The following is a 26,042-nucleotide window of genomic DNA, read 5'->3' on the forward strand; positions in this document are numbered from 1 at the left end:
TTCCGGGTTTTGCTACCTGTAACAAAACCTAAGTGTAGCCGCAAAAGCTTTTTCTTATATTTGCAGTAATGAAATTATTGCGCCAAACAGGTTATTTGCTCAGGAAAGAAATATTGTTAGAGTGGCGCTCTAAATATGCATTTAACGGGGTACTGCTTTATATTGTATCAACGGTTTTTGTTTGTTACATAGCTTTCAACTTAACACCCGGCTTTACAAAAAGCCAGGGTTACCCGGTAGTATGGAACGTACTGTTTTGGATAATAATTCTGTTTGCTTCTGTAAACGCCATTGCTAAAAGCTTCCTCCAAGAAAGCCGTAGCCGCTTGCTTTATTACTACACCATAGCAAGTCCGCATGCTATAATTTTATCAAAGACTATATACAACGCCTTGCTCATGGCTTTGTTAAGCACATTGGCGCTTGTAGTTTACACCTTGTTTTTTACTAATAACGTTGGTGATTCCTTATGGTATTTCCTGGTAGTATTATCAGGCAGTATTACGTTTTCTACAGTATTTACCATGGTTTCGGCCATAGCCGCAAAAGCCGGTAACAATGGAACGTTGATGGCTATATTGAGTTTCCCGGTAATAATACCTGTTATTATGTTGCTGGTAAAAATTAGTAAGAGTGCCATGGATGGTGTGGAACGCAGTCTTACTTACGGTAATTTTGGTGTGTTGGGTGCTATTAACGTAATTGTTATAGCTGTATCGCTTATATTGTTTCCGTTTTTATGGCGCGATTGATGACATTTGGTGCCGGTTCTCTTGCATTAAGCAATTATCAGATTTCTACTGCGCGACTATTGCGTGTATACTTCTTGCTTTTACTGAACCTGATGGTGTTTGCCGGTGCGCAAGCGCAAACGGGTACCATTAGTGGCAAAATTGTACGGGCAGATACCAAGACTCCCTTAGCTAAAGTAAGCGTTTTCTTAAGTAATGCTACCGTTGGAGCAACCACGGATGAAGCTGGGAATTTCACACTTCGCAACATCAGGCCCGGCCAGTATGATTTGGTTGCTACGTCAGTAGGATTTGAAGACTTCACGCAACAGGTTTTGGTTAACGCTACACCAATAGCTATAAACGTGGAAATGAGAGCGCGTGTTATGCAACTGGAGGATGTAGTAGTTACCAATAATGATAATTGGAAGGCAAATTATCAAATGTTTCTGGCCGAGTTTTTTGGCACATCTGCTTACGCCAGGCAATGTAAAATATCTAATCCGCATGATCTAGTACTTATTTACAGCAAATCAAAGCGAACCCTTACAGCTTTATCTTATGATTTCATTAATATTGAAAATAAAGCATTAGGCTACCGCATACGTTTTCTACTTAAAAACTTTAAAAGCGATAAATTAAACAATATAATATCCTGGCAAGGAAAGGTATTATACGAGGAGTTACCCGGAAGCGCGGCTCAAAGGAAAATTTGGGAGCAGCGTAGGCAGGACATCTACTACGGATCGGCAATGCAGTTTTTCCGCTCGCTGGTTGATGGTAATTACGAGCGTGATGGCTTTGTTATGCGCATCTTGGCCCGACGACCAAATGCTGAGCGCCCGCCCGACCCGGTTATACAACGCAAGATTGATAAGTTTGACGGTGTAAACAGCGATTCATTAAGATACTGGGTAAACAAATATCAGTTGCCAAAATATCACGAGCACCTCTACCGCGACCCACTGAAAATTGAGCAGGTTGTTAAAGAGACAGACAGGCAGGGTATATACGGCATGGCGTTTCCGGAGTGCCTTTACGTCGTTTACACCAAAAAGCGCGAAACGCAGGATTTTAAAGACATTTACCGGCCTCTGGATTGGGAAAATTTTGAAACAAGTGTGGTAACGCTTTATACGCCATATATACTGTTTGATAAAAATGGCTCAATATTATCAAATCCAAGTCCGCTGCAGGAAGGTACATGGTCCAAAAATAAAATAGCGGAATTGCTACCTGTAGACTTTGAACCATCTGCAACTTACACACCGCCGTATATAGGTCAACAATATAAGCCTTAGCCTATATGATAATTGCTATGTAAGCATAGTAATTTTAAGTAATTGTTTTACCTTTGCGCGTTGAATTTTATATGAAATTTATATATCAAAGTTGGTGGAAAATTTTAGGTGTTGTGCTGGTGTTATATACATTGGTAGCCGGGTTCATGCTAACTGTTCCTAAATTACCTATTTTGCACGAGACCATACGCAACGTATACTTCCACGTGCCCATGTGGATGGCTATGTTTTTGGTGTTTGGCGTATCGGTTTTTTACAGCGTGCGCTATTTAGCCAGTGGCAAGGAGGAGTATGATTTGATTGCTATTGAGAGCGTTAACACCGGTATAATATTTTATATTTTGGGATTGCTGAGCGGCATGCTTTGGGCACGATATACTTGGGGACAATACTGGAGTAACGACCCTAAACAAAATAGCGCGGCAATAGCCTTCTTGCTTTACTGTGCTTACCTGGTTTTGCGAAACGCCATAGATGAAGAGCAGAGGCGTGCACGTATTTCGGCCATTTACAACATATTTGCTTTCCCTATAATGTTGGTTCTATTGTTCATACTGCCACGTTTAACCGATTCATTACACCCTGGTAATGGAGGCAATCCGGCGTTTGGTAAGTATGACATGACTAACGAAATGCGTGCTGTATTATATCCTGCATTTATAGGATGGATGCTTATTGCCTTATGGATTGCAACTTTGCGTTACCGTATACGTTTAATCGAAAATAAAAACAACTCCTTATAAATTACCATGAAGAAACTTACTTGTTTAGCCGTATTGTTGATAGGCTATTTAGGCGCATTTGCACAAGATGTTGAAATGGCTGATACTATGCGGAGCGAAGGAAAAATATACGTTGTTATAGGTACCATAGTTATTGTATTTGTTGGCCTGGCTTTATACCTGTTCAGTATGGACAGGCGTTTAAACCGTATTGAAAAGCACAAAGACTAAAACTTTTTTGGCACTTGCAATGTGTTAACTTTTAATTCAACTTCTTATTGCGTAAAACTTTACCAATTATTAATCAAATTCATATATGAGCAATTTAATTATATCCGATCAAGACACTCATTTCTTTTCAGATGTGTGCGCCAATTTTGATCACGCAGCTCAATTTACCAAACACGATGCCGGTTTATTAGATCAAATTAAATCATGTAACAGTGTTTACCGTTTCCGCTTTCCTATACGTAAAGGTGACGGCTTTGAAGTTATTGATGCATGGCGCGTTGAGCATTCGCATCACCAATCGCCTACCAAAGGTGGTATACGTTACAGCGAAATGGTTAACGAAGATGAGGTAATGGCGCTTGCAGCGTTAATGACTTATAAGTGTGCTATTGTTAATGTACCATTTGGTGGTGCTAAGGGTGGCATTAAAATCAATCCAAAAAACTACACGGTACAGGAGTTAGAGAACATTACCCGCCGTTACACTGTTGAACTGACAAAGAAAAACTTTTTAGGTCCAAGCATTGACGTACCTGCACCAGATTATGGCTCAGGCGAGCGTGAAATGAGCTGGATTGCTGATACCTATGCAACCATGAACCCTAACCAGGGCGATGCACTAGGTTGCGTTACCGGAAAGCCAATTGCGTTGCACGGTATTGCAGGCAGGAGAGAAGCTACCGGCCGTGGTGTTGCCATAGCTGCCCGGGAATGTGTTAGCGTTGGCGAAGACATGCAAAAACTTGGTTTAACAGCCGGGTTAACAGGCAAAAAGGTAATTGTACAAGGCTTAGGTAACGTGGGCTACTACTCGGCCAAGTTTTTGTCTGAATTTGGCGCAACCATTGTTGGCTTGTGCGAATATGAAGGTGCCATTTATAGTGAAGACGGTCTTGATTACGACGCTGTTTTCCAACACCGTAAAGCCACAGGTTCAATATTGGGTTTCGCAGGTGCTAAAAAGGAATTTACCCGTTCGGGAGAAGGACTTGAGCAGCCATGTGATATACTGGTACCGGCTGCATTAGAAAATCAAATTACAATAGAAAACGTTCGTAACCTGCAAGCTAAAATTATAGTTGAAGGTGCAAACGGACCAACTACACCTGAGGCAGAAGCCATTTTTTACGAAAACGGTGGTATAATTGTACCTGATATGTATGCCAATGCCGGCGGTGTAACCGTTTCATATTTCGAGTGGTTGAAAAATCTTTCACACGTTTCATTCGGTCGTATGAATCGCAGATTTGAAGAAAACTCAAACTTGAACATAGTTAACATGGTTGAAGGCATTACCGGCGTTTCATTAACTCCGCTTCAGCGCGAAACTATCATCAAAGGTGCTACTGAGCTTGAATTGGTTAACTCCGGCTTGGAGGATACTATGATTCGTTCATACCATGAAATACGCGAAACTTTACGCAATAACCCGGAGGCAAAAACGCTTCGCGTTGCTGCTTTTGTAGGCGCAATAAATAAAATTGCTGTTTCATACCAAAACTTAGGTGTTTGGCCGTAAATAATTCCAGCAATACTTATTTGGTTTAAAAACCGTTTTAATAGCGATAACCCTAATGGTTATCGCTATTTTTGTTTGCTAAATAAGCATTTACAAATTCACTAATCAAAGTAATGAGATTTCTACCGGGCCTGCTTGCATTAATGTTATATGCAACCTGTTCATTTGCACAAAACGCTCCCCCCGAGTACTTCGAAACCGGAATAATTAAAACCAAGTTTGGTGCAAGGGTAGCTTACACAAGCCGCAAGCGTGCGCTTACCCTGGATGTAGCATCCAACCAGGTTAAGGCCACAGAACACCCATATGTTATATTGGTTGGTACACAGGTTTTGCAGTTTGCGTTTACACCTGTTATCAATGATACACTATCGCGCACACCTGACAAACAAAAAGAACTTGTTTTAGGATATGTACAATCGGAAGTTGATTACGCTAAGAAAATTTTAAAGGCTGATAAGTTGATAAGCACAACGGAGTGGCTTACGCTTAACAATAAGCCATATTTATTCTGGACATATTATTTGCCTGAGGGAGACAAATCAAACGTAGTAAAACAAACTTACTTGTGCACATACAGTTATGGCAGGGTGTTGAGCATCAATTCACCGCTGATGAAAGGGGAGGATGAGTTACAAAGTAAAGCCTTATTGACCCAGGTAGGTAAAACTTTCATGCAGTACAATAACTACATCGATCTTGAAAAGATGTATAAGGCTATGCGTTAATAGCGTATTGTTAAGAATAGTTCTAAATAAGATATATCTTCGGTAATAAATTATATTGGTTATACGTTTTGTATTTTTGTAAATTGTTTTACAACAGGTAATTTTCAATGAAGAAAAGTTCTATCTTAGGTATTATTGTAATTGCTATTGCTATAGCAGTTATCATCAGTACATATTCAAATACAAGTACTTACGGTTCATTCAAAGATGCAGGTGCCACTACCGAAGAATTGCATGTGGTAGGCCATTTGGTTAAAAACAAAGAGCTGTACTACGATCCTACTAAAGATGCCAATTACTTTTCATTTTACATGCTTGATAATAAGGGTGAAGAATGTAAGGTGGTATTTACCGGAACCAAACCTCAGGATTTTGAACGTTCGGAGCAGATTGTACTTACCGGACAAATGAGGGGCAGGGAGTTTCATGCCTCAAAAATTTTAATGAAGTGCCCGTCTAAATATACCGAAGATAAGCTTGAGGTAACCGAGGTTTCTGCCAAACAAGCTAACTTATAATCTTACTTAATGAACACAGTTTTTACAGGGGAGCACCTTTTACCGGGGCACCTTGGGCAGGCATTTGTTATCCTGTCCTTTGGCTCGGCATTGCTTGCTGCCATCAGTTACTTTTTTTCTGCAAAACAACAGTCTGATCTTTCTGATCAATCCTGGTTCCGCATAGCCCGCGTGGCATTTTTTGTAAATACCTTTTCGGTGATTGCAATTGGTTGTTGTCTGTTTTATATTATTTATAATAACTTATTTGAGTACCATTATGCATGGGCGCACTCATCACGTACGTTGCCGGTATACTACATTATATCCAGTTACTGGGAAGGGCAGGAAGGCAGCTTTTGGTTATGGACTTTTTGGCAAGCGTTATTAGGTAATGTTCTTATCTGGAAGGCTAAATCATGGGAACGGCCTGTTATGGCCGTGGTAAGCTTGTCGCAGGTATTGCTAAGCTCAATGCTGATTGGTGTTGAGATGTTTGGCGAACGCATAGGCAGTTCACCATTTATTATGTTGCGCGATGCTATTGAAGCTCCAATATTCAGCAGGCCCGATTACTTGCAATATATCAAAGATGGTAATGGTTTAAATCCCTTGCTGCAAAACTACTGGATGGTTATTCACCCGCCCACTTTGTTTTTAGGCTTTGCTTCAATGATTGTTCCGTTTGCTTATGCCGTGGCAGGTTTATGGCAGCGCAGATATAAGGAATGGGTTGCTGCTGCAATTCCTTACGCTTTATTTGCGGTAATGATTTTGGGAACTGGTATCATTATGGGATCATTCTGGGCATATGAATCGCTTAACTTTGGCGGTTTCTGGAACTGGGATCCGGTAGAAAATGCTTCGCTTATTCCATGGCTGGTTCTTATTGCGGCCGTTCACGTTTTAATTGTTTATAAAAACACCGGACACTCATACTTCACCGCCACCCTGCTCACTATGCTAAGCTTCGTATTGGTGCTTTATGCTTCATTTTTAACACGTAGTGGTATTCTGGGCGAAACATCGGTACATGCTTTTACCGATCTTGGTATGTTTTGGCATCTTGTTATAGATGTGCTGGTGTTCCTTGGCATTATGGTGGGTTTACTCATATGGCGTTGGAAAGATCTTCCGTTCTCGAAAAAGGAAGAAGAAACTTACTCGCGGGAATTTTGGATATTCGTTGGCTCATCATTCCTGGCGCTATCATGTTTGCAACTAGTTATTGTAACATCTTTCCCTGTTTGGAATGCCATGTTTGGGACTAAAATAGCTCCTCCGGCAAATCCTATTACGTTGTATAACATGTTTCAGGCAGGGTTTGCAGTTGTGGTTACCCTATTTTTAGGTTTTACTCAATTTTTGAAATACAAAAGAACCGAACCTGCCAAATTTTTTATTAGTACTTTGGTATGCCTGGTAGTAGCTGCTATTATTAGTGCAATCATCATTTACATAACCGGTTTATACAAGCTTAAGGTTGTATTTATGCTCGCTATGTTTGGATCAGTTTACGGGGTGCTAGCCAATGCGAAAATTTTGGCCGATTCACTTAAGGGTAAATTCAAATTAGCTGGTTCGGCAGTGGCTCACATTGGTTTTGCCCTATTGTTGGTTGGTGCGTTGATAGCTGCAGGTACAAGTAGGGTAGTATCAAAAAATGAAAGCGGTGTTATACAGGTGAAAGACTTTGACAAAGCCGGTGACGCGCGCGAGAATATAATGCTCTACAAAAATCAGCCGGTTAATATGGGTGGTTACAAAGTAACCTACGTTGGCGATTCACTTGTAGCACCTAACCATTACTTTTTGGTGGATTACAAAAAAGTTGATGCAACGGGTAATGTAACTGAGCACTTTGTTTTGAAACCTAATTCGCAGGCTAACGCTAAAATGGGTTTGGTTTCATCTCCTGATACAAAGCATTATCTCTTCCGCGATTTATATACTCACATAACAGCAGCGCCTATTAAGCAGGAACAAGATTTGGCTGCAGGAGCTACCGAGGTTGCGGAAGATCATGCAGGTGACGATAAAAAATACAATCCACCTGTTGTTCACGAAGTAAGTTTAGGTGACACCATCCGTTTCAGAGAAGGTTACATGGTATTGCGTAATCTTAACAAGTCTCCTAAATTGCAAAATATACCTTTAGGTAAAAATGATGTAGCAGTTGGTGCTATGCTGGATGTGTTCTCGCACGACAAAACTTACAAGGCCGAGCCTGTATTTATGATAAAGGGAGGCAATACATTTGATTTTGCCCGCAAAGTTGACGATGCCGGTTTGAAAATCCGTTTTACTAAAATAATACCTTCTGATAATAAATTTGAAATTACGGTATTAGAACAGCCCGAAAGCGAAAAATCATACATTGTAATGCGGGCCATTGAGTTCCCTTACATCAATTTCTTTTGGTCGGGCACCATTATAATGGTTATTGGTTTCCTGATGTCAATATTCAGAAGAAACAAAGAGCTTAAAACAATCTAACAAAGATGGATTGAATAGATCAATATTGCCGATGATGGGTTAACTATCATCGGCAATATTGTTTGTATGATATTCATAACCGTATTAAGATTTTTGATTAACAAATAGCAACAAGTAACAAATTGAATCATGCGTATCACCCTCATCGGCTCAGGTAACGTAGCTACACATTTAGGTGCTGCTCTTAAAAATGCGGGCCATTACATAGTGCAGGTGTACAGTCGCAATCAGCACAATGCGAATCTTTTGGCGTATCACCTGAAAGCAGAAGCCATTGATGATTTGACGATGATTAATACCGATACAGATTTGTTTATCATCAGTACAAGTGACAGCGTAATAGACAGTGTTGCTTCACAACTGGCAGTACATAAAAAACCTATAGTCCATACATCGGGCGCTACACCCATTGAGTCTTTGTTTAAATACACCGAACATGCCGGAGTTTTTTATCCATTGCAAACGTTCAGCAAAATAAGGGAGGTAAATTTCAGCACGGTGCCATTATGCATTGAGGGTGCATATGAAGATCTTATCGCTATGTTGAAAGAACTTGCTTATAGCATAAGTAACAACGTGAGCGAGGTAAATTCGGCGCAACGTAAAATATTGCATTTAGCGGCGGTATTTGCCTGCAACTTTCCTAACTACTTGTATAATGTTGCACAAGAACTTTTAGCCACACATCAGTTGGATTTTAATTTAATGCGCCCTCTTATTTTAGAAACCGCAGAAAAAGTGCAGGTGCAGTTACCGGCTAAAGTGCAAACCGGGCCAGCTATACGTAACGATAAAAATACGATGGATGCGCACCTTAATTTGCTGGAAGATAAGCCTGTTTCGAAAGAAATTTATGAGCTGTTAAGTCAGTGTATCATCAAAATGGGAGAGGGGCAATACAGGGTTGAGTAATTTTGTTACTTTTGCCAAAATGGATATTTTTAAAGTTAAAATAAGCTTTGAGGAGCCCGACCACGCACCGGTTGAACTTCCGATAGCCGCAGGCGAATCTGTACTGGATGTTTGCCTTGAGAATGGCATTGAATTACAACACAACTGTGGCGGTGTTTGCGGCTGCAGTACCTGTCATGTTTACGTAACAAAGGGTATGGATAACATACAGGAAATTTCAGACAAAGAGGAGGACTTTATTGACCGTGCGGTTAATCCGCGCATCACCTCACGCTTAGGATGCCAGTGCGTAATTATCAATGGTGATATAGAGGTGCTTATTCCGGATCAGTCGGCATTTATGGGTCATTAATGGCCTTGGTATAAGCATTAATAATGCTCTACAACAGACCGATGTTGGCTTAAATGAATTGCGAATCCTTTTATATAGATTACAACATACAATAATGAATAACGATAAATTTGCACTTCCAATTCATTGGAATGATTATGAAGATATTGCCATGGGGCTTTATGAAAAGTTTGGCGATGATTTTAACGAATCTAAAATTTACCGTATACGCTTTACCGATTTGCTGGAGTGGGTGTTAACTATTCCAAATTTTGCCGGCACGCGCGAAGAATCAAACGAAGGTCACCTGGAGCAAATACAATCTGCCTGGGTTTACGAATGGCGTGATAATCAATAATTTTAAGTAGGATTTATTCAACTATTTTCTTAAAATTGTTTGATTTGATATAAACTTTACAAAACATTGCTTACAAAATTTAAAGACATTACCACGTTTATATTTGACGTTGATGGTGTATTAACCGATGGGTCGGTATATGTGAACGAAGCCGGCGAACAAACGCGTTCGTTCAATATAAAAGATGGATACGCATTACAATTAGCCGTAAAATGCGGTTATAATGTATGCGCCATATCTGGCAGCCGCTCAAAAATAGCTATACATCGTTTAAGCAGTTTAGGTATTAAAGATATATTCTTAGGTTGCAGCGTAAAAACTGACACCTTTAAGCTTTACATTAATGAGCGTGGTATTAGCCCGATGAACGTGATGTATATGGGCGATGATATACCTGATTTGGAGGTGATGAAAATGGTTGGCATGCCGGTTTGTCCGGCAGATGCCGCTGAAGAAATCAAAGAGCTTTGTGAATACATCTCTCCACTAACTGGCGGTAAAGGGTGTGCACGTGACGTTATTGAAAAAGCATTAAAAATTCAGGGTAAATGGATGGGTGCTGAAGCTTACAGCTGGTAGTTCAGTTTTGAAATTAATCCATCTTCATAAACATTTCAACTTTAAACAGTCATGAGCTTACCTAAAATCATTCTGGCATCAAAATCACCACGCCGGCAGGAGTTGTTGAAGCAAATGGATGTTGATTTTGAAATTGTACTTAAAGAGGTTGACGAGTCATATCCGGAAGGGCTGACGCCTGAGGAAGTTGCCGTTTACATTGCCCGTAAAAAAGCTGAAGCTTACGATGGTACAGTCAACAACGAGATAGTACTTACAGCAGATACTATTGTGACAATCGATAACCTTATTTTAGGCAAGCCCAATAATGAGGCTCATGCTGTTGAGATGCTTAGAGTACTCTCAGGAAGGGTTCATAAAGTAGTAACAGGCGTTTGCATACTGCACAAAGGCAATTATAATTTATTTCATGACGTATCGGAGGTGTTTTTTCGTGAGCTTACCGAGCAGGAGATTGTAAACTACGTAAGTAAGTATAAACCCATGGATAAAGCTGGTTCATACGGTATACAGGAGTGGGTAGGCATAACAGCAATTGAGCGAATAAACGGTTCATACACAAACGTTGTTGGCCTACCTACCGAAAAGGTATACCAGCAGCTAAAACGTTTACAATAGTTGTTACTGCTGGTAAATTTACAACGAGGACTAACTCCAATATTATTTGATCATTACGCCAACCTTGTTTAATACAGGCAGCTTTATAAAGTTTCCATCAACAATGCTTTCGGGCAAAAAGATGAACTTCTTGTCATATATATCTTTCCCAATATAGTAGCTTATCCAGTACTCATTGTTCAGGCCAAAAGTTTGTTCATCAATCGGTTCTATTAATGCAAACTTTCCGGCCTCAATCAGCGGTATCATATGACGTAAGGTAGATGTCTTCACCTGCTCACCGTCTTTTTCTCCATATCCTTTTGAGGTAATCAATACATTTTCAATGGCCTGCTGCTTTAAGTTTATTATATAAACGTACCAAACCTTACTTTCAATACTCTCTTTTTCAAGCGCAACGGCTACGGCAATATCTTCAACAATGTTTTGTGGCAAATCTTTTATCATATAACTAAAAACGCCTGTCTCCAGGCGCGTTGTATTATTTTTTCTTAGAAAATTTCTTTCCTGCAGGCTTCTTTGCTTTTGGATCTTTCTCCATTGCATCAGCAAGGGCTTTACACTCTTCGTAAGTAAGTTCCTTAGGCTCTTTACCTTTAGGTATTTTAACGTTTAACTTCCCAAATTCAATATACGGTCCCCAGCGTCCGTTTAAAATTTTAACATCGGAGTTTTCATCAAACGTCTTGATGAGCTTTTCGGCGTCTTTTTTACGCTTATCCTCGATAATTTCTATAGCTTGGGGTTCAGTCACGCCCATAGGGTCAACGCCTTTAGGCAACGAATAAAAAGTACTGTTGTGGCGAATGTACGGGCCAAACCTGCCAATGGCAACAGTCATGTCTTTATCTTCAAACACACCCACTTTCTTAGGAAGCTTAAACAATTCTAAAGCTTCTTCTAAAGTAATGGTTTCAATCATTTGACCGGTCCGCAGGCTTGCGTATTGAGGTTTCTCCTCTTCATTTTCGGTATCACCAATTTGCACAAACGGACCAAAACGACCTATGCGTACTGATATCTTTTTACCGCTTTCAGGGTGTACACCTAAGTCGCGTTCGCCACGGGCTTTATCTGCCGTTTGTATAGTACTTTCAACACCTTCATGAAAAGGCGTGTAAAAGTCTTTAAGCATAGCTGTCCATTCGGTAAGTCCTTGCGCAATCTCATCAAACTGCTTTTCAACGTTTGCAGTGAAGTGGAAATCGACTATACCGTTAAAATGCTGCACTAAAAAGTCATTCACTACGGCACCAATGTCAGTAGGGAAAAGCTTATTTTTTTCGGCACCGGTGTTTTCCGTTTTTTGTTCCTGTTTAACTGCCTTATCTTTAAGAGTGAGTACCCGGTAATTGCGGGTTTTGCCTTCGCGTTCCTCTTTGACTACATACCCACGGTTTTGCACGGTTGAGATTGTAGGCGCGTAGGTAGACGGGCGGCCAATACCTAACTCTTCAAGCTTTTTTACAAGGCTTGCCTCGGTATAACGGGCCGGCGGACGTGAATAGCGCTCGGTTGCCGTCATTTCCTGCAAAGTTAGCTGCTGGCCTTTTGTTAAAGGTGGCAGTATGGCATTATCACCATCCTGGTTGCTATCGTCATCTTCATCATTTGATTCCAGATACACTTTTAGGAAACCATCAAACTTCATAACCTCTCCGTTGGCTACTAAACCTTCGGGCCGGGTTGATATGCCAATTTTTGCTGTTGTTTTCTCAAACTGCGCTTCACTCATTTGTGAGGCTATTGCCCTCTTCCAAATTAGTTCATACAAACGCTTTTCGGCGTTATCACCATCAATGGTATGCTCATTGAAGTAAGTAGGCCTTATAGCTTCGTGAGCTTCCTGCGCACTGGCTGACTTTGTTTTGTATTTGCGTGATTGATGGTAACGCTCGCCATAAGCGGATGTAATTTCTTGTTGAGCAGCATTCAAAGCCATTTCAGACAGGTTCACACTATCAGTACGCATATAGGTAATCTTACCCGATTCATATAGCTTTTGCGCTACAGACATGGTACGTGATACCGAAAAGCCCAATTTACGGCTTGCTTCCTGTTGTAAGGTAGAGGTTGTAAAGGGGGCCGCAGGCGAACGTTTGGTGGGGCGGGTTTCAAGCGAATTTACTGTAAAAGAAGCATCAATGCAGTCTTGTAAAAACTTTTCTGCCTGTGCCTGCTCCGCAAATCTTTCAGCAAGCTCAGCTTTAAAGGCGTCGCGGCCTTTACCAAATATGGCAACAATTCTAAATGCAGCTTCGGGAGTAAAACGGTTAATTTCACGCTCACGCTCTACTATTAGCCTAACGGCTACAGATTGCACTCGTCCTGCAGATAAGGATGGCTTAACCTTTTTCCATAAAACTGGTGACAACTCAAAACCTACAAGCCTGTCTAAAACGCGGCGGGCCTGTTGTGCATTAACCAGGTTATAATCAATGGTGCGCGGGTTTTCAATAGCTCTTATAATGGCCGGCTTAGTAATCTCATGAAAAACAATACGTTTAGTTTTATCATTTTTAAGCCCAAGCGTTTCAAACAAATGCCATGAGATGGCTTCTCCCTCACGGTCTTCATCGGATGCTAGCCAAACCATCTCTGCTTCTTTAGCAAGTTTCTTTAACTCGCTTACTACCTGCTTTTTATCGGCAGGTACCTCATATCGTTGTGCAAAGTTATTTGGTATATCAATGGCATCTTCAGACTTTACCAAATCACGGATATGACCGTAACTTGATTTAACCGTAAAGTCTTTACCAAGATAGCCTTCGATAGTTTTGGCTTTCGCCGGAGATTCAACAATGAGTAGATTTTTAGCCATTAAATGCTTTTTATTTTCTGCAAATAAACACAAAGAATATGAAACACAAATTCTCTGCTGCTATTATTTTCATAATTGCAACAGCAATTGTACACAATTGTTCGGTTTGCTTATTGAGAGGCGGGGTTGATTTCTACATTAAAAAGCCACCGCCAAGCAGGTCGCTTCCTTCATAAAATACAGCCGACTGACCAGGAGCAATGCCAGAAACGTGGTGATGAAAATCAACCTTCATGTGTTCGCCCATTTGAACAATACTACTTTCTGAGCCGGCATCCTTATAGCGTATTTTGGTGACTGCCTGCAGCGGTTCGGTTATACTTTCGTATTTAACAAGATTAAGATCTCTTACCCAGGCTTCCTTGCGTTGTAACTCTTCGGCAACGCCTAACACAACCGTATTATTATGCGGGTTTATTTGCGTAACAAACATAGGCTGCCCTAAAGCTATGCCTAAACCCTTGCGTTGACCGATGGTGTAGAACGGGTAGCCCTGGTGTTTACCAACTATAGTGCCGTCAGTTAAAATGAAGTTTCCGGGTCCAACACGTTGATCAAGGTCTTCAACTTTGTGACGCAAAAAGGCACGGTAATCATTGTCTGGTACAAAACAGATTTCATAGCTCTCGCTTTTACCGGCAAGCTCAACCTGGCCGTAATCAAGCGCCATTTGCCGTATTTCGGCTTTAGTAAAGCTTCCTAACGGAAACTTGGTACGTGCCAGATTTTCTTGCGATACACCCCAAAGCACGTATGATTGGTCTTTATTTTCGTCTCTGCCCTTTGATACCACATAACGGCCATTATCCTGCTGGCGAATGTTGGCGTAGTGCCCGGTAGCGATAAATTCACAATCTAGTTTATCAGCACGTTTAAGCAATGCTTCCCATTTGATGTGCGTGTTACAAAGTACACAAGGATTAGGGGTACGGCCGGCTAAATATTCGTCAACAAAATTGTCAATAACATAATTGCCAAACTCGTTACGTATATCTAATATGTAATGTGGAAAGCCATAACCAACGGCTAAAGCCCGTGCATCGTTAATACTATCAAGGCTGCAGCAGCCGGTTTCTTTGGAGCTGCCACCAGATGAAGCGTAGTCCCATGTTTTCATGGTAAGGCCAATAACTTCGTAGCCCTGTTCATGTAACATTATTGCTGCTACCGAACTATCAACACCACCACTCATGGCTACTAAAATTCTACCGTGCTTACTCATATAGTTGACAAAGATAATATATAAGCACGGTAGGATAAAATATGCACAGTCAGGGTAGGGTAAAAGCTGAAAGGAGGCTGATTTGCTTACTTTATATAAACGGTTTTGATGTTTACAAATTCATGAATGCCAAACATTCCTAATTCTCGGCCATAACCAGATTGTTTGATGCCACCAAAAGGTAAGCGCGGATCTGATTTAACCAATGAATTAACAAAGCATGAGCCTGCCTCTAAATCGTTAGCAGCCAAATGCTCCCCGCGTTTAATATCTTGAGTGAATATAGCACCTCCAAGACCGAATACACTGTCGTTAGCTATCTCAATGGCTTCCACGTCATCTTTAGCCACAATTATAGCGGCTACCGGGCCAAATAATTCTTCATCATGAGCCGGCATACCTTTCTTTACATTGGTAAGGATTGTGGGTGGATAAAAAGCATTTTCACCTTCAGGAATCGTGCCACCTAAAATACATTTTGCGCCCGCAGCAACAGACTTTTGTACTTGCTCATGTAATTCGTTGCGTAAGTCAACCCTGGCTTGTGGGCCCACCTCAGTTTCTTGTTCTAAAGGATCTCCAACGCGTTTGCTTTCCATTTTTTCTAGCATTAGTGCTGTAAACTTGTCGGCAATGGCTTCAACTACAATAAAACGCTTGGCGGCAATACAACTTTGTCCGCTATTGATTAAGCGGCTATCCGTACAGGTAGTGGCGGCTAATTCAAGATCAGCGTCTTTTAATATAATATAAGCATCGCTGCCTCCCAACTCAAGCACACTTTTTTTAAGTAAAGAGCCAGCCTTTTGTGCCACCTTTATACCAGCGTTTGTACTGCCTGTTAAGGTAACCGCTTTAATGTACTCGTTTTCAATGATGGCATCAACCTGGGTATTACCGGCAAGTAGCGTTTGAAATACGTTATCAGGAAAACCAGCCTCGCGCACCATATCTTCAATAACAAGCGCACAGCCCGGTACGTTTGAAGCGTGTTTTAGCACCCCGCAGTTGCCTGCAGCTAACGCCGGCGCTAAAAACCGGAATACCTGCCAAAACGGAAAGTTCCAGGGCATAACGGCGAGCACCACCCCGATAGGATTAAACGTAACATAGCTTTTTTGAGCTTCCGTTTCAATTATCTGTTCCTGTAAGAATTTAGCAGCGTTATCAGCATAATACTCGCAAACAGCCGCACATTTATCGATTTCTGATGCACCCTGTTTGACCGGCTTGCCCATTTCAACGGCCATCAGTTCTGCAAGCTCACTTTTGCGTTTGTTTAGCACTGCCGCTAACTTAAGTAGTAAATTGGATCGTAAACTACTATCACTTTTGCGCCACCGTAACCACGCGTCATAAGTCTGTTTTATTTTGTAGGCCACCTGTTCATCAGTGTGCGCTTCATAAACTTTAATAACCTGGCCATTGGCAGGATTTACTGATTGGATTGACATAATTTAACTTTTAATATAAAGGCGGCAGCAATTGATTTAAGCTTGTTTGTAGCATATCTCACCTAAAAAGGATGTTTTCGTTGAAAATATCAGGTTAAAAAACCAGTCACATTGTACTTAATTAATCCTTCATTTTGGTTCAAATCATAACACCTGTTTAAAAAAAATAAGTGTTTACTGAAAAAAATTTATCTAGATGGTCAAACAACTAAATAATTCTTAAAAATGCTGTAAACCCTTGCAAAAAAGTACGCCAGGCCTATATTTGCTATATATCCCCTAATAAAATGAACATAACTAATTTAACCATCGAACAAAAAATGCAGGGCTGCATATTGGCTCTTATTTGCTTTGCCGCAATTATAAACTGGATTATATAAAGTATTTATTTTTTGGAATAATCATGCCCCCAGTTTTTTAGGGAGTAATTCCATTTTGAATCTTTTAAGTTACCTGATGGTTGCTGGGCTGTATGCCTTTTAATATAGCCCACAACCTTTTGCATATGCTTATAATCGGTACCTGTTAATTCATCTTTCTTTTTGCGGAGGATGTCTACAATCTTAACACCTGACTTATGCCCAACAGATTCACCGTTGCCGCTATCCCATCCCGCATCTTTCGATTCATCAGTCTTCAGCCATTTTTCTAACACTGAAGCCGACATATTTACAAGCTCCTTAAAGTCTTTATAAACATCCTGTTGCTCGTCCTTTTCCATAGTACTGTATTTAGAAAGGGTAACAACGCGACACTGATTTTTGTTGACGATACTACTACCGGGTGTAAATTTGATAAATCCCTAAAACAGTACGATTGGTAGGTGAGCCAACAAGTATGGTAGTAATTTTACGTTCAATCATAAGCTGCTCTGCATGGTTTATTGATTCATCGGCGGGTATTATAACCGGATTAATGCTCATCATGCTGCTTACAGTTTGTGTAGATGTATCGGGGTTGCGTAAAAGCGCCCTCCTTAAGTCGCCATCGGTAACAACACCTTTAACGTAGGTTTCATTGCCAACTATTACCATTCCTAGCCGGCCCTCTGACATGCGTAGCAGCACATCAGTGAACGAAGCATTTTCATGAATAAACGGTAACTGTTCTGTACGCATCAAATCTTTTACCTTAACAAGTAGTTTACGGCCAAGGCTTCCGCCGGGATGAAAACGTGCAAAATCTTCCGGCTGAAATTTTCTTGCCTCCATAAGTGCTACCGCCAAAGCATCGCCCATTACCAGGGTTGCTGTAGTAGATGAGGTGGGAGCAAGTTTAAGTGCGCAGGCCTCGTGCGTTATACGTACGTTTAAGTGATGATTAGTATTCTTAGCTATAGTTGAATTTGGATTGCCCGTGATACTGATAGTTATGTTATCATTCCACTTTAAAAAAGGGATTATTTTGATTACTTCATCAGTTTCGCCTGAGTAGGATATGAGTATCAACACATCATCCTTACCAACCATACCTAAATCACCATGGAATGCCTCGGTTGGATGCATGAAAAAACTTGCGGTGCCGGTGCTTGCCAGCGTTGCTGAGATTTTTTTACCAATCAAGCCAGATTTGCCTGCTCCGGTAATTATCACCTTTCCCTTACTTTGCAAAATAACGTCAACGGTTGCAGAAAAGTGCTCATCAATAAGTGCAGCAGCCTCTTTAAGCGATTCAATTTCATCATTAAATACACGTTGCGCGATGTGTTGCATAATTAAGACTTGGTTTAACGTACTAACCGATACACAACTTATAACATAATACCGGCTGAAACTTGATTTCGATTTATAGAGAAGAGAAAATTAGCTTAGTAAGGATTCAATTACCTTATCTAGGTCATGCAGTTTTACCATGTTAGGGCCATCACTTAGGGCGTTGTCAGGGTCGGGGTGGATTTCCATAAAGTAACCATTCGTGCCAAATGCTTTTGCAGCCAATGCCATCATAGGTACAAAGGTACGGTCGCCCCCGGTTTTACCACCTGCACCGCCCGGGCGTTGCACAGAATGTGTACAATCCATACAAACAGGGTAACCAAAAGCTTTCATGTCGAATATATTCCTGAAATCAACTGCTAAATTATTATAGCCGTACATGTTGCCACGCTCGGTTAATATAATTTGCGTGTTACCGGCCTCGGCCACTTTTTGTGCCGGATAAAACATATCCTGCCCCGACAGGAACTGTGCTTTTTTTACATTTACAATTTTGCCGGTATTTGCCGCAGCTACAAGCAAATCTGTTTGGCGGCACAAAAACGCAGGAATTTGTAAAATGTCACAAACCTCGCCAGCTGTTGCTGCCTGATGGCTCTCATGTATATCGGTAGTAACAGACAACCCGAACTTTTCTTTTACGTTTTGCAGCATTTGCATACCCACTTCCAAACCAGGACCGCGGTATGAGGCAACTGACGTGCGGTTGGCCTTATCAAAAGATGATTTGAATACAACCGGAACATCATACTTTTCCTTTACGCGTGCAACCTGTTCTGCAACCTGATAAAGCAAATCCTGACTTTCCATAACACAAGGACCCAAAATAAAAAAAGGCTTGTGCTGTATTTGTTCGTAAAGCGTCATGCCGGCAAATTTATAATTTTTTAATCAAGTAAGCCCTTCAGGTACGCTTGATTACTAATGCTCAAGTCTTTTTGCTTCGACCTTAAGCTCCTGAAGGCGGCTATCCATATTTAAGAAATCGTTTTTTGGAATGGCATAGTTGATATTAAGTTTTGTAGAAGCTGTGGCAGCTGATGCAGCATCTTCACGCAAAAAATTTTCAAAGCTATAAGTGACGCCGGTTAGCATTAAAATGCGTTTTACAATTGCTTCGCGGCTGGGTGCGTTGAAGTTTAGACTATTTAAACTCGACATTAAGCTATTATTTTCTGGCCGGTACATACCTTTGCTACGGTAGTAAGCACCTTCAAAAGAACTTACGCCACCGTACCCGGCACGGCCAACAAAGTGTGACCACTTGGCTTTTGATGCATCGGCAGTTACATCAATGTTAGCCATCATTGGTAGCCGGCTTAACGGGTAATTATCTGCAATTTCTTCTTCGATGTACTCATCGCCCAGGCCGCAAAAGGTATGACCCACCTCATGGACCATTACATACCTGGAGGCTTCATTTGTTGATACTACAGCAATGTTGCCACCGGAACCACCGTACTTACTGTCGTTTACCACAAGCACTACAAGGTGAGCAATTGCGCGCGGAATAGCCTTATCAACATATTCGTAACAGGTGTTGTAGTTTCCTGCTATCAGCAACCTGTCTGTAACAGACGAAAAATAGGAACCGAATTTATTATCGGATGATGTTGAGCCTACGGCAGCTCCTTGCTTGGCCGACTCGGCATATACTACGTAAGTATTAAAATATTGTTTGTATTGCTTAAACGGAGCTACGGTAAAAAGATAATCAATCACCTTTTTTACCTGCGTGTCAAATACCCCATTCTTTTTTAAGTCTTCCTTAACAAAGCCATCACCAAGTACAACTATGTTAACACCATTGGCCATGTTATAATATAACTTGTTTACGTCACCGTCTTTATGGTAAAGCACATCTTCGGGAGTTGTGCCACCGCCTCCTGGGTTTGAGCCGGTAGTTGGGGGCGTTGTGGTTGCCTGCTTAGGTGCTTCTGTTTTTTTGCCACAAGCCGATATCAGCAAGCAAAAAATAATTGTGATAATTGAGTTTAGTTTCACTGTTATGATAAGATCAGTGCAGAGCCATATAGTTCTGCACCACTAATATACGTCACACTTTGTTAAATTAAAATGATGTTTGCATGCACTCTTAGTTTCTCATTTATAGTTTGTAGCTTAAATGTTTCTTGTGGTTAGCGCATCAACCTGTATATTCGGCTATGTTAAAATCATTTTTTAAATACGTTCTGCTGTTTGTACTCGTTACCGGCTGCGCAAACCTGTATGCACAAACAGACCCGTGGAGTCAGTTAGATGATGTTCTTTCCAAGATCAAGCGTCCGAGTTTTCCTAAGCGCATATTCTTTGTTAAAAATTATGGCGCCGATGCCACGGGTAAAAAGGATTGTAGCGCAGCTATAAAGGCTGCTATTGATGCCTGCCATAAAGCTGGTGGGGGTAGAGTAATTATACCAGCGGGCCGCTACTTAACAGGGCCGGTATATTTAAAAAGTAATGTCAACCTGCATCTGGAAAAAGGTGCAACTTTATTATTCTCAACCAAACCTGATGACTATTTGCCATTAGTACCTACCCGGTGGGAGGGTATTGAGCTGATGAATTATTCCCCGCTGATTTATGCATACAACGAGAAAAATATAGCAATTACCGGCGAGGGAGTACTTGACGGACAAGCCACCACTCAAAACTGGTGGCCTTGGAAGGGCAAAAAAGAATATGGATTTAAAGCGGGTAGTGCAAGCCAGGTAGACAAAGGTAACAGGCCAGCTTTATTTGCCATGGCTGAAAAAGATGTGCCTATGGCCGAAAGACGTTTTGGAAACGGCTTTTACCTACGCCCTCAGTTTGTGCAACCTTACAAGTGCAATAACGTGCTTATTGAGGGGGTGCGCATCATTAACTCGCCAATGTGGATACTTAACCCGGTGTTATGCAATAATGTGACCATTAATAAAGTGACAGTTGAAAGTGAAGGCCCTAATACAGATGGCTGCGACCCCGAATCTTGCAAGAACGTTTTAATTAAAGACTGCTATTTCAATACAGGTGATGACTGCATTGCTTTAAAATCTGGCCGCAACCGCGATGGGCGTAGAATAGGTATACCATGTGAAAATGTAATAATACAAGGTTGTACCATGGCTAACGGACATGGGGGCGTAGTAATAGGCAGTGAGATTTCGGGCGGTGCTAAAAATATTTTTGCCGAAAACTGCACCATGAATAGCCCTGAGCTTGACCGTGCCTTACGTATCAAAACCAGCTCGGCGCGTGGCGGCATAATTGAAAATATTTACATGCGCAACATCAAGGTGGGGCAAGTTAAACAGGAAGCTATTTTGGTGACTATGTTTTACGAAGACACAGGCAACTATATGCCGCTGATTAAAAACATTGAGGTGAGTAATATGCAAGTGGAAAATGGAGGAAACACCGGTGTGGTAATTGAAGGTTATAAAGAGCAACCAGTTCAAAACCTAAAGCTTACCAATGTTACTATAAACAATGTTAAAAAGGCTTATAATATAGCCAACCTAAAAGGTCTACAACTAAAGAACGTAGTTGTTAATGGAACCAGATTATCAACAGATCAGATTAAGATGACGGACGAAGAGAAGAATCTTAATTATTAATACAAAAAGGCTGCCTTTGTGGGGCAGCCTTTTTTATGTTTATGCGGTTAAATATTTGTTTAAATGTGCGAATAACACAATGTCTAACCCGTAAATGTCGGGTCTGAATTGTAAGGTGCCGCTTTCATCTGCCCAACAAGTTGTGTAGGTTAAGTACACGGGCACTTTCTTAGGCAGTGCAATATCTTTTGGTTCTGGGCTTCCTGCTTCCATGTCTGATTTAATGGTCTCAAATTTGTTACCGTCGCCAAATAAAGCATGGGCAAGGTCAAGCGGACGTTCAACACGAACACAGCCATGGCTTACTGCACGCATTGGTTTATCAAACGCAAGTTTTGCAGGGGTATCATGTAAATAAACACTGCTACTATTTTTAAACAGGAATTTGATTTTACCAAGCGCGTTATTATCGCCCGGACGCTGTTTAAATTCATAGTCGTTAGGCCCGGCAGATGACCAATCAATTGTTTCACTGTCTTCAATTTCTTTTCCGTTTTGATAAACAGCCATATTATGATTTGAAAGGTAATATGGGTCCTGGGCTGCTGCAACCATGATTTCTTTTGTGGCAATACTTTTTGGTATGTTCCAAATTGGATTTACTTGCACGGTATATATCGCACTGTTAAGTTGTGGTGTTTCGCGTGAAAACGGTCTGTCTACTTTATCGCTTTCATCATATTCAACCAGGTTATCAGTACGGTCAATGTTGCGACCTTCGCCCACACATACTTTCATATTCATAACCGATTTGCCGTTTTGCATTACATCCAAACGGTAATCAGGAATATTTACAATAACGTACTTATTGTCAGCAGGCTTGTTTTTCCAACGCAGGCGTTCAAGATTTACTTTTAAAATCCTGTCAGTTTCTTCAGCAGTTTTACCCGGAACCTGTACGTTTGATGCAAGTGCTTTTTGTAAAGCAACATATTGAGCACTTTTAGGCTGAATGCTATCTAAAAATGATTTCATATCGGCAATGCCAAACACTTTTTTCATTGAGGTGCTATCAGGACGCAGGGTTTGAGTGAAATAGCGTGCGTAAATTTTACGCGGACTAATCAAGCCATACTGGAGAGCGTTGGTATAGTTAATAAGTGAGTTAGCAAGTGCAACTTCAAGGCGGGCCATAGTTTCGTAAGCTTCTTCCGGAGTTTTAATGGCGTCTTTGCTGTAAAATTTGTCAACCAGATTGTTGATGTCATCAGCCTGGAATATTTTAGGATCAAGGCCGTGCTCACCAGACTTTTTCAAATAAGCCGCAAGAGTTTTAAGGTCTTCACCTTTCATGTGATCAAGTACCAGCACGGGGTCGTAACCGTTGCTTTCGTAAAATCCGGTTATAACTTTTGGGTTTTTAAGTTTGGCTTTCTTTTCGGCAAGTATTTTCTGAAATACCGGCTGAAAGCCTTCTTCAGTAACTTTATTAAAAGCTTTGTTTTTGTTTACTTCATATATGGTTTGCGCCATATCAGAACGTTTGGTATGCTTACAGCTTGTAAACGTAATTACCAAAAGTGCACATAACCCAACGGATAGGGTATGCCACTTACTCTTAAAACTAAATGTGTTGAGTATTTTCATGGATCGATTGTTAATGCCAGGCTTATTGCAATTGCTATACCATACCTCAGTTACACCTGTAAATGGCTGTTTAATCATCAATACATATATCATGTTAGATTGAAATGATACGCTATTGTATAGTTTAGCATAATTTTACAGTATGAAAAGTAAACAACCAGAGGTTTGGCTGCGTGGACCGCTTGATGATGTTCCGGCGTTATTGCAGCCCGTGGCGCATGCTTTACTGCAGGCAAGGGAAGAAATTACAGATTTAATGAATGGCTTTCCCGAGCAAGCATTATGGACGAAACCCGCTAGCCTTGCATCGCCTGCATTCCATCTGCAGCATTTAACCGGTGTGCTTGACAGGCTATTTACTTACATTCGGCAAGAACAACTTAGCCAGCGGCAACTTGATTATCTTGCAGCTGAGGGTAACCCTAATGCAAACAGTACCAATGTAGCTGGCTTGGTTCAATCGTTTTCGAACCAAATAGATTTAGCTTTAGTGCAAATAAAAACCCAAGACCCCCAAACTCTTATTGAATTTAGAGGTGTTGGGCGTGCGCAATTGCCATCAACCGTAATTGGTTTGTACACTCATGCTGCTGAGCACACTATGCGGCATCTTGGGCAATTGCTGGTTACTGTTGGCGTATTAAGGCACCAGGCCTAAGCGTACTGCTCAATAACCTTGGGTAACTCTTTAAAATTACTGATACGATGATCGGCTTTTTGCTGAGCATATGCACTGTTACGGTCATAAAACACCGTTGGTATACCTAAATCAAGTGCAGCTTTTATTTCCGATTCAGGGTCATCGCCAATAACCAAAATTTCCTGAGGTTTAAAGGTATATTTAAGCATTATATCCTGAAAAACTTCCTTTTTCGTGTCTTTAGTCAGCTCAGGATCGTTGATGTGGATCTCCATGAAATCGTTGCTGATGTTAAGTTGCTTAACTTTGCTTTGCTGCATATTAGTAAAACCCATGGTAACCAAAAACTTTGGAAGGTCGATTAACTTTAACTCCTTGTAATCGGCAAAAGTTTGCATTGGCTTATCATAAGTCAACTCACGCAGCATTTCGGTGCCTGCTTGTTTTAGCTCAGTGCTCAATTCAAAGTCATCTGCTACCTTTTGCCACGCCCTCCGCATAATCTCAGCCTTAATCTGTTTTATTTTTACAGCATCAATTTGGGGTTTGCTGTTTTCTAAAAGCTGCAGCAAAGGTTCAAAAAGTTCAGTGCCTATTGAGCTTACCGGGTAAAGGGTGTTATCTAAATCAAGTATCAACGCTTTAATCATACTTACTTAACCATTTAACTTACGTTGGGTTTACATCAGCCGCTTTTATTACGTTACCGCATTTCGGTTTAAAGCGATAATAATATAATGCGGCTAAACCCGTAGCCGATACAATACTTATAAGCCCAAGTGCCCACCACAAAAAACTATAGCCGTTAAAATCAACTAAAAAGCTACCCATTGCAGGTGCTACAATTTGTGCGGTTGACCACGCCATGCTATACAGCCCGGCGTATTGCCCGGTATTACCATCTCCGGCCCTTGATATCCAAAAGGCGTTCATAAACGGCATACTTAAAATTTCGCCCATGGTTAAAAAAACTATAATTATTACTCCTGCAAACGCAACCCCTGGTAAAATATCAGTTAGGACAAACCCTGCGCCCGTAAGTAACACACCGAAGGGTATGTACACCAATGGATGACGCCTTCCATCAAGTTTATGCACTAAAACCATTTCAATAAGAATGATTAGCAAACCGTTCATTGACATTAGCATGCCTATGAACATTTCATTATAGTGCCATTGCGTTTTAAAAAAAACCGGCTGTATAGTAAAAAGCTGAAAAAAGCAAGTTGCAAACAATGTAGTAAAAAGCAGGAACAGCAGGTAAGGCACATCTTTATAGGCTGATGCTGCCTTGACAGTATGTGTTACTTCACTGGCTAGGCCTTTAATTGCACCCGAACGTGGCATCAGTTTAATAAGCAGCAGAGCGAAAATATGTTAGTGAAACCATCAACCCAAAACAACAGACTGTAGTTTACCGATGCTATTAAACCACCAACGGCCCAACCCAAATTTACTGCAAGCCGGTTTAATGAGTAAGACCGTGTGCGCGTTTCCGTTGTGCTGTAATGCGCTACAGCAGTTGAATTGGCCGGTCTGAAGGCATCATTGCATTAACTTAGAATAAATGAGTTGATGCAAACGCCAACCAAATTTTGCTGAAATCCAAGAATTAAGAACAATATGCCACCGATAAGCAATGCACCAAATTGCACGTCGTAAAAGCCGTACCTGTCGGTAAGCTTGCCACCCAGGAATGCCCCGGCAAGCGAGCCAAAGCCAAACATTGACATTACAATACCTGCCTCTGCAATAGTGAAGTGCAGATGTTGCGTACAGTAAATTGTCATGAACGGCAGTACCATGGTACCACTGCGGTTTACCAGCAATACCAATGATAAATACCAGCTACTGCGGGCAAGGCCGCTATAAGCCGTTTTGTAAAGGTTGAATACCTTGTTAAGCATGCTTATGTGAAGTTAGAATAGGTAAAAACAAAAAAACCACTGCCTGATGGTGAACAAGCAGTGGTTTTTATTAC

General features: G+C 41.1%; 27 protein-coding genes. 15 read left to right on the forward strand and 12 right to left on the reverse strand.

What is annotated here, in order from left to right:
* Positions 1-68 precede the first annotated feature (68 nt).
* The 13 genes from QZ407_RS13105 (at position 69) to QZ407_RS13165 (ending at position 11,023) form a co-directional block, all read left to right on the forward strand.
* Entirely contained in the window at positions 69-752 is a 684-nt protein-coding gene (locus QZ407_RS13105) for a heme exporter protein CcmB (RefSeq protein ID WP_295771808.1), read from the forward strand.
* Positions 740-2,032, forward strand: coding sequence for a carboxypeptidase-like regulatory domain-containing protein (locus QZ407_RS13110; RefSeq protein WP_295771810.1), 1,293 nt, complete (start codon positions 740-742; stop codon positions 2,030-2,032). The genes QZ407_RS13105 and QZ407_RS13110 overlap by 13 nt, the downstream gene beginning before the upstream one ends.
* Positions 2,033-2,112: 80 nt before the next feature.
* Positions 2,113-2,775 carry a cytochrome c biogenesis protein CcsA gene (gene ccsA / locus QZ407_RS13115; RefSeq protein WP_295771901.1) on the forward strand — a complete coding sequence of 221 codons (663 nt, stop codon included), beginning with the start codon at positions 2,113-2,115 and terminating at the stop codon, positions 2,773-2,775.
* Positions 2,776-2,781: 6 nt separating this feature from the next.
* Positions 2,782-2,985 (forward strand): CcmD family protein, encoded by a 204-nt coding sequence (locus QZ407_RS13120; protein ID WP_295771812.1) that lies wholly within the window; start codon positions 2,782-2,784, stop codon positions 2,983-2,985.
* 85 nt (positions 2,986-3,070) lie between these two features.
* A complete protein-coding gene (locus QZ407_RS13125; RefSeq protein WP_295771814.1) occupies positions 3,071-4,504 on the forward strand; it encodes a Glu/Leu/Phe/Val dehydrogenase in 1,434 nt (477 codons plus the stop codon).
* Positions 4,505-4,617: 113 nt separating this feature from the next.
* Positions 4,618-5,232: a hypothetical protein gene (locus QZ407_RS13130; RefSeq protein ID WP_295771816.1), complete on the forward strand. Its 615-nt coding sequence runs from the start codon at positions 4,618-4,620 to the stop codon at positions 5,230-5,232.
* A 107-nt stretch (positions 5,233-5,339) separates the two neighbouring features.
* Complete coding sequence (locus QZ407_RS13135; RefSeq protein WP_157542016.1) at positions 5,340-5,750, forward strand: cytochrome c maturation protein CcmE; 411 nt, start codon at positions 5,340-5,342, stop codon at positions 5,748-5,750.
* Between the two features lie 9 nt (positions 5,751-5,759).
* Complete coding sequence (ccsA, locus tag QZ407_RS13140) at positions 5,760-8,225, forward strand: cytochrome c biogenesis protein CcsA (RefSeq protein ID WP_295771819.1); 2,466 nt, start codon at positions 5,760-5,762, stop codon at positions 8,223-8,225.
* Positions 8,226-8,354: 129 nt separating this feature from the next.
* Entirely contained in the window at positions 8,355-9,137 is a 783-nt protein-coding gene (locus QZ407_RS13145) for a Rossmann-like and DUF2520 domain-containing protein (RefSeq protein WP_295771821.1), read from the forward strand.
* Positions 9,138-9,156: 19 nt separating this feature from the next.
* Positions 9,157-9,489, forward strand: a complete 333-nt coding sequence (locus QZ407_RS13150; protein WP_157542012.1) for a 2Fe-2S iron-sulfur cluster-binding protein — start codon at positions 9,157-9,159, stop codon at positions 9,487-9,489.
* Between the two features lie 94 nt (positions 9,490-9,583).
* Complete coding sequence (iscX, locus tag QZ407_RS13155; protein ID WP_295771824.1) at positions 9,584-9,826, forward strand: Fe-S cluster assembly protein IscX; 243 nt, start codon at positions 9,584-9,586, stop codon at positions 9,824-9,826.
* A 66-nt stretch (positions 9,827-9,892) separates the two neighbouring features.
* Positions 9,893-10,405 (forward strand): HAD-IIIA family hydrolase, encoded by a 513-nt coding sequence (locus tag QZ407_RS13160; RefSeq protein WP_157542010.1) that lies wholly within the window; start codon positions 9,893-9,895, stop codon positions 10,403-10,405.
* 51 nt (positions 10,406-10,456) lie between these two features.
* Positions 10,457-11,023, forward strand: a complete 567-nt coding sequence (locus QZ407_RS13165) for a Maf family nucleotide pyrophosphatase (RefSeq protein ID WP_295771826.1) — start codon at positions 10,457-10,459, stop codon at positions 11,021-11,023.
* Between the two features lie 42 nt (positions 11,024-11,065).
* Here the strand turns inward: QZ407_RS13165 and QZ407_RS13170 are convergent, their stop codons facing one another.
* From QZ407_RS13170 to QZ407_RS13205, 8 genes are all read right to left on the reverse strand, one after another.
* The gene (locus QZ407_RS13170) at positions 11,066-11,470 is read right to left on the reverse strand and encodes a hypothetical protein (RefSeq protein ID WP_295771828.1); all 405 of its coding nucleotides are present in this window, start codon (positions 11,468-11,470) and stop codon (positions 11,066-11,068) included.
* Positions 11,471-11,504: 34 nt separating this feature from the next.
* A complete protein-coding gene (gene topA / locus QZ407_RS13175; RefSeq protein WP_295771830.1) occupies positions 11,505-13,844 on the reverse strand; it encodes a type I DNA topoisomerase in 2,340 nt (779 codons plus the stop codon).
* 133 nt (positions 13,845-13,977) lie between these two features.
* Positions 13,978-15,066: a tRNA 2-thiouridine(34) synthase MnmA gene (gene mnmA, locus QZ407_RS13180; protein ID WP_295771832.1), complete on the reverse strand. Its 1,089-nt coding sequence runs from the start codon at positions 15,064-15,066 to the stop codon at positions 13,978-13,980.
* A gap of 86 nt (positions 15,067-15,152) precedes the next feature.
* Positions 15,153-16,520: an NAD-dependent succinate-semialdehyde dehydrogenase gene (locus QZ407_RS13185; RefSeq protein ID WP_295771835.1), complete on the reverse strand. Its 1,368-nt coding sequence runs from the start codon at positions 16,518-16,520 to the stop codon at positions 15,153-15,155.
* Between the two features lie 385 nt (positions 16,521-16,905).
* A complete protein-coding gene (locus QZ407_RS13190; protein ID WP_295771837.1) occupies positions 16,906-17,241 on the reverse strand; it encodes a DUF3140 domain-containing protein in 336 nt (111 codons plus the stop codon).
* A gap of 55 nt (positions 17,242-17,296) precedes the next feature.
* The gene (locus QZ407_RS13195) at positions 17,297-18,232 is read right to left on the reverse strand and encodes a KpsF/GutQ family sugar-phosphate isomerase (RefSeq protein ID WP_295771838.1); all 936 of its coding nucleotides are present in this window, start codon (positions 18,230-18,232) and stop codon (positions 17,297-17,299) included.
* A 90-nt stretch (positions 18,233-18,322) separates the two neighbouring features.
* A complete protein-coding gene (gene kdsA, locus QZ407_RS13200; protein WP_295771840.1) occupies positions 18,323-19,102 on the reverse strand; it encodes a 3-deoxy-8-phosphooctulonate synthase in 780 nt (259 codons plus the stop codon).
* Between the two features lie 54 nt (positions 19,103-19,156).
* A complete protein-coding gene (locus QZ407_RS13205; RefSeq protein ID WP_295771842.1) occupies positions 19,157-20,239 on the reverse strand; it encodes a M64 family metallopeptidase in 1,083 nt (360 codons plus the stop codon).
* Positions 20,240-20,400: 161 nt separating this feature from the next.
* On the opposite strand from QZ407_RS13205, the gene QZ407_RS13210 reads away from it, so the two are divergent.
* Entirely contained in the window at positions 20,401-21,834 is a 1,434-nt protein-coding gene (locus QZ407_RS13210) for a glycoside hydrolase family 28 protein (RefSeq protein ID WP_295771844.1), read from the forward strand.
* 39 nt (positions 21,835-21,873) lie between these two features.
* On the opposite strand, the gene QZ407_RS13215 is transcribed toward QZ407_RS13210, so the two are convergent.
* Positions 21,874-23,421, reverse strand: a complete 1,548-nt coding sequence (locus QZ407_RS13215) for a L,D-transpeptidase family protein (protein ID WP_295771846.1) — start codon at positions 23,419-23,421, stop codon at positions 21,874-21,876.
* Positions 23,422-23,563: 142 nt separating this feature from the next.
* On the opposite strand from QZ407_RS13215, the gene QZ407_RS13220 reads away from it, so the two are divergent.
* A complete protein-coding gene (locus tag QZ407_RS13220) occupies positions 23,564-24,079 on the forward strand; it encodes a DinB family protein (protein WP_295771848.1) in 516 nt (171 codons plus the stop codon).
* Here QZ407_RS13220 and QZ407_RS13225 read toward each other — a convergent pair.
* The 3 genes from QZ407_RS13225 to QZ407_RS13235 form a co-directional block, all read right to left on the reverse strand.
* Positions 24,076-24,711, reverse strand: coding sequence for an HAD family hydrolase (locus QZ407_RS13225; RefSeq protein ID WP_295771850.1), 636 nt, complete (start codon positions 24,709-24,711; stop codon positions 24,076-24,078). The genes QZ407_RS13220 and QZ407_RS13225 overlap by 4 nt on opposite strands.
* Before the next feature lie 19 nt (positions 24,712-24,730).
* A complete protein-coding gene (locus tag QZ407_RS13230) occupies positions 24,731-25,435 on the reverse strand; it encodes an MFS transporter (protein ID WP_365335302.1) in 705 nt (234 codons plus the stop codon).
* Positions 25,436-25,614: 179 nt separating this feature from the next.
* Positions 25,615-25,968, reverse strand: coding sequence for an MFS transporter (locus tag QZ407_RS13235; protein WP_295771851.1), 354 nt, complete (start codon positions 25,966-25,968; stop codon positions 25,615-25,617).
* Positions 25,969-26,042 lie beyond the last annotated feature (74 nt).

The organism is uncultured Mucilaginibacter sp., assembly GCF_913773635.1.
In the GTDB taxonomy this organism is placed as follows: domain Bacteria; phylum Bacteroidota; class Bacteroidia; order Sphingobacteriales; family Sphingobacteriaceae; genus Mucilaginibacter.

Coding starts and splice junctions, on each gene's coding strand:
- QZ407_RS13105 (WP_295771808.1), top strand. CDS start 69: ATGAAATTATTGCGCCAAACAGGTTATTTGCTCAGGAAAGAAATATTG.
- QZ407_RS13110 (WP_295771810.1), top strand. CDS start 740: ATGGCGCGATTGATGACATTTGGTGCCGGTTCTCTTGCATTAAGCAAT.
- QZ407_RS13120 (WP_295771812.1), top strand. CDS start 2,782: ATGAAGAAACTTACTTGTTTAGCCGTATTGTTGATAGGCTATTTAGGC.
- QZ407_RS13125 (WP_295771814.1), top strand. CDS start 3,071: ATGAGCAATTTAATTATATCCGATCAAGACACTCATTTCTTTTCAGAT.
- QZ407_RS13130 (WP_295771816.1), top strand. CDS start 4,618: ATGAGATTTCTACCGGGCCTGCTTGCATTAATGTTATATGCAACCTGT.
- QZ407_RS13135 (WP_157542016.1), top strand. CDS start 5,340: ATGAAGAAAAGTTCTATCTTAGGTATTATTGTAATTGCTATTGCTATA.
- ccsA (WP_295771819.1), top strand. CDS start 5,760: ATGAACACAGTTTTTACAGGGGAGCACCTTTTACCGGGGCACCTTGGG.
- QZ407_RS13145 (WP_295771821.1), top strand. CDS start 8,355: ATGCGTATCACCCTCATCGGCTCAGGTAACGTAGCTACACATTTAGGT.
- QZ407_RS13150 (WP_157542012.1), top strand. CDS start 9,157: ATGGATATTTTTAAAGTTAAAATAAGCTTTGAGGAGCCCGACCACGCA.
- iscX (WP_295771824.1), top strand. CDS start 9,584: ATGAATAACGATAAATTTGCACTTCCAATTCATTGGAATGATTATGAA.
- QZ407_RS13165 (WP_295771826.1), top strand. CDS start 10,457: ATGAGCTTACCTAAAATCATTCTGGCATCAAAATCACCACGCCGGCAG.
- QZ407_RS13170 (WP_295771828.1), bottom strand. CDS start 11,470: ATGATAAAAGATTTGCCACAAAACATTGTTGAAGATATTGCCGTAGCC.
- topA (WP_295771830.1), bottom strand. CDS start 13,844: ATGGCTAAAAATCTACTCATTGTTGAATCTCCGGCGAAAGCCAAAACT.
- mnmA (WP_295771832.1), bottom strand. CDS start 15,066: ATGAGTAAGCACGGTAGAATTTTAGTAGCCATGAGTGGTGGTGTTGAT.
- QZ407_RS13185 (WP_295771835.1), bottom strand. CDS start 16,520: ATGTCAATCCAATCAGTAAATCCTGCCAATGGCCAGGTTATTAAAGTT.
- QZ407_RS13190 (WP_295771837.1), bottom strand. CDS start 17,241: ATGGAAAAGGACGAGCAACAGGATGTTTATAAAGACTTTAAGGAGCTT.
- QZ407_RS13195 (WP_295771838.1), bottom strand. CDS start 18,232: ATGCAACACATCGCGCAACGTGTATTTAATGATGAAATTGAATCGCTT.
- kdsA (WP_295771840.1), bottom strand. CDS start 19,102: ATGACGCTTTACGAACAAATACAGCACAAGCCTTTTTTTATTTTGGGT.
- QZ407_RS13210 (WP_295771844.1), top strand. CDS start 20,401: ATGTTAAAATCATTTTTTAAATACGTTCTGCTGTTTGTACTCGTTACC.
- QZ407_RS13215 (WP_295771846.1), bottom strand. CDS start 23,421: ATGAAAATACTCAACACATTTAGTTTTAAGAGTAAGTGGCATACCCTA.
- QZ407_RS13220 (WP_295771848.1), top strand. CDS start 23,564: ATGAAAAGTAAACAACCAGAGGTTTGGCTGCGTGGACCGCTTGATGAT.
- QZ407_RS13225 (WP_295771850.1), bottom strand. CDS start 24,711: ATGATTAAAGCGTTGATACTTGATTTAGATAACACCCTTTACCCGGTA.
- QZ407_RS13235 (WP_295771851.1), bottom strand. CDS start 25,968: ATGCTTAACAAGGTATTCAACCTTTACAAAACGGCTTATAGCGGCCTT.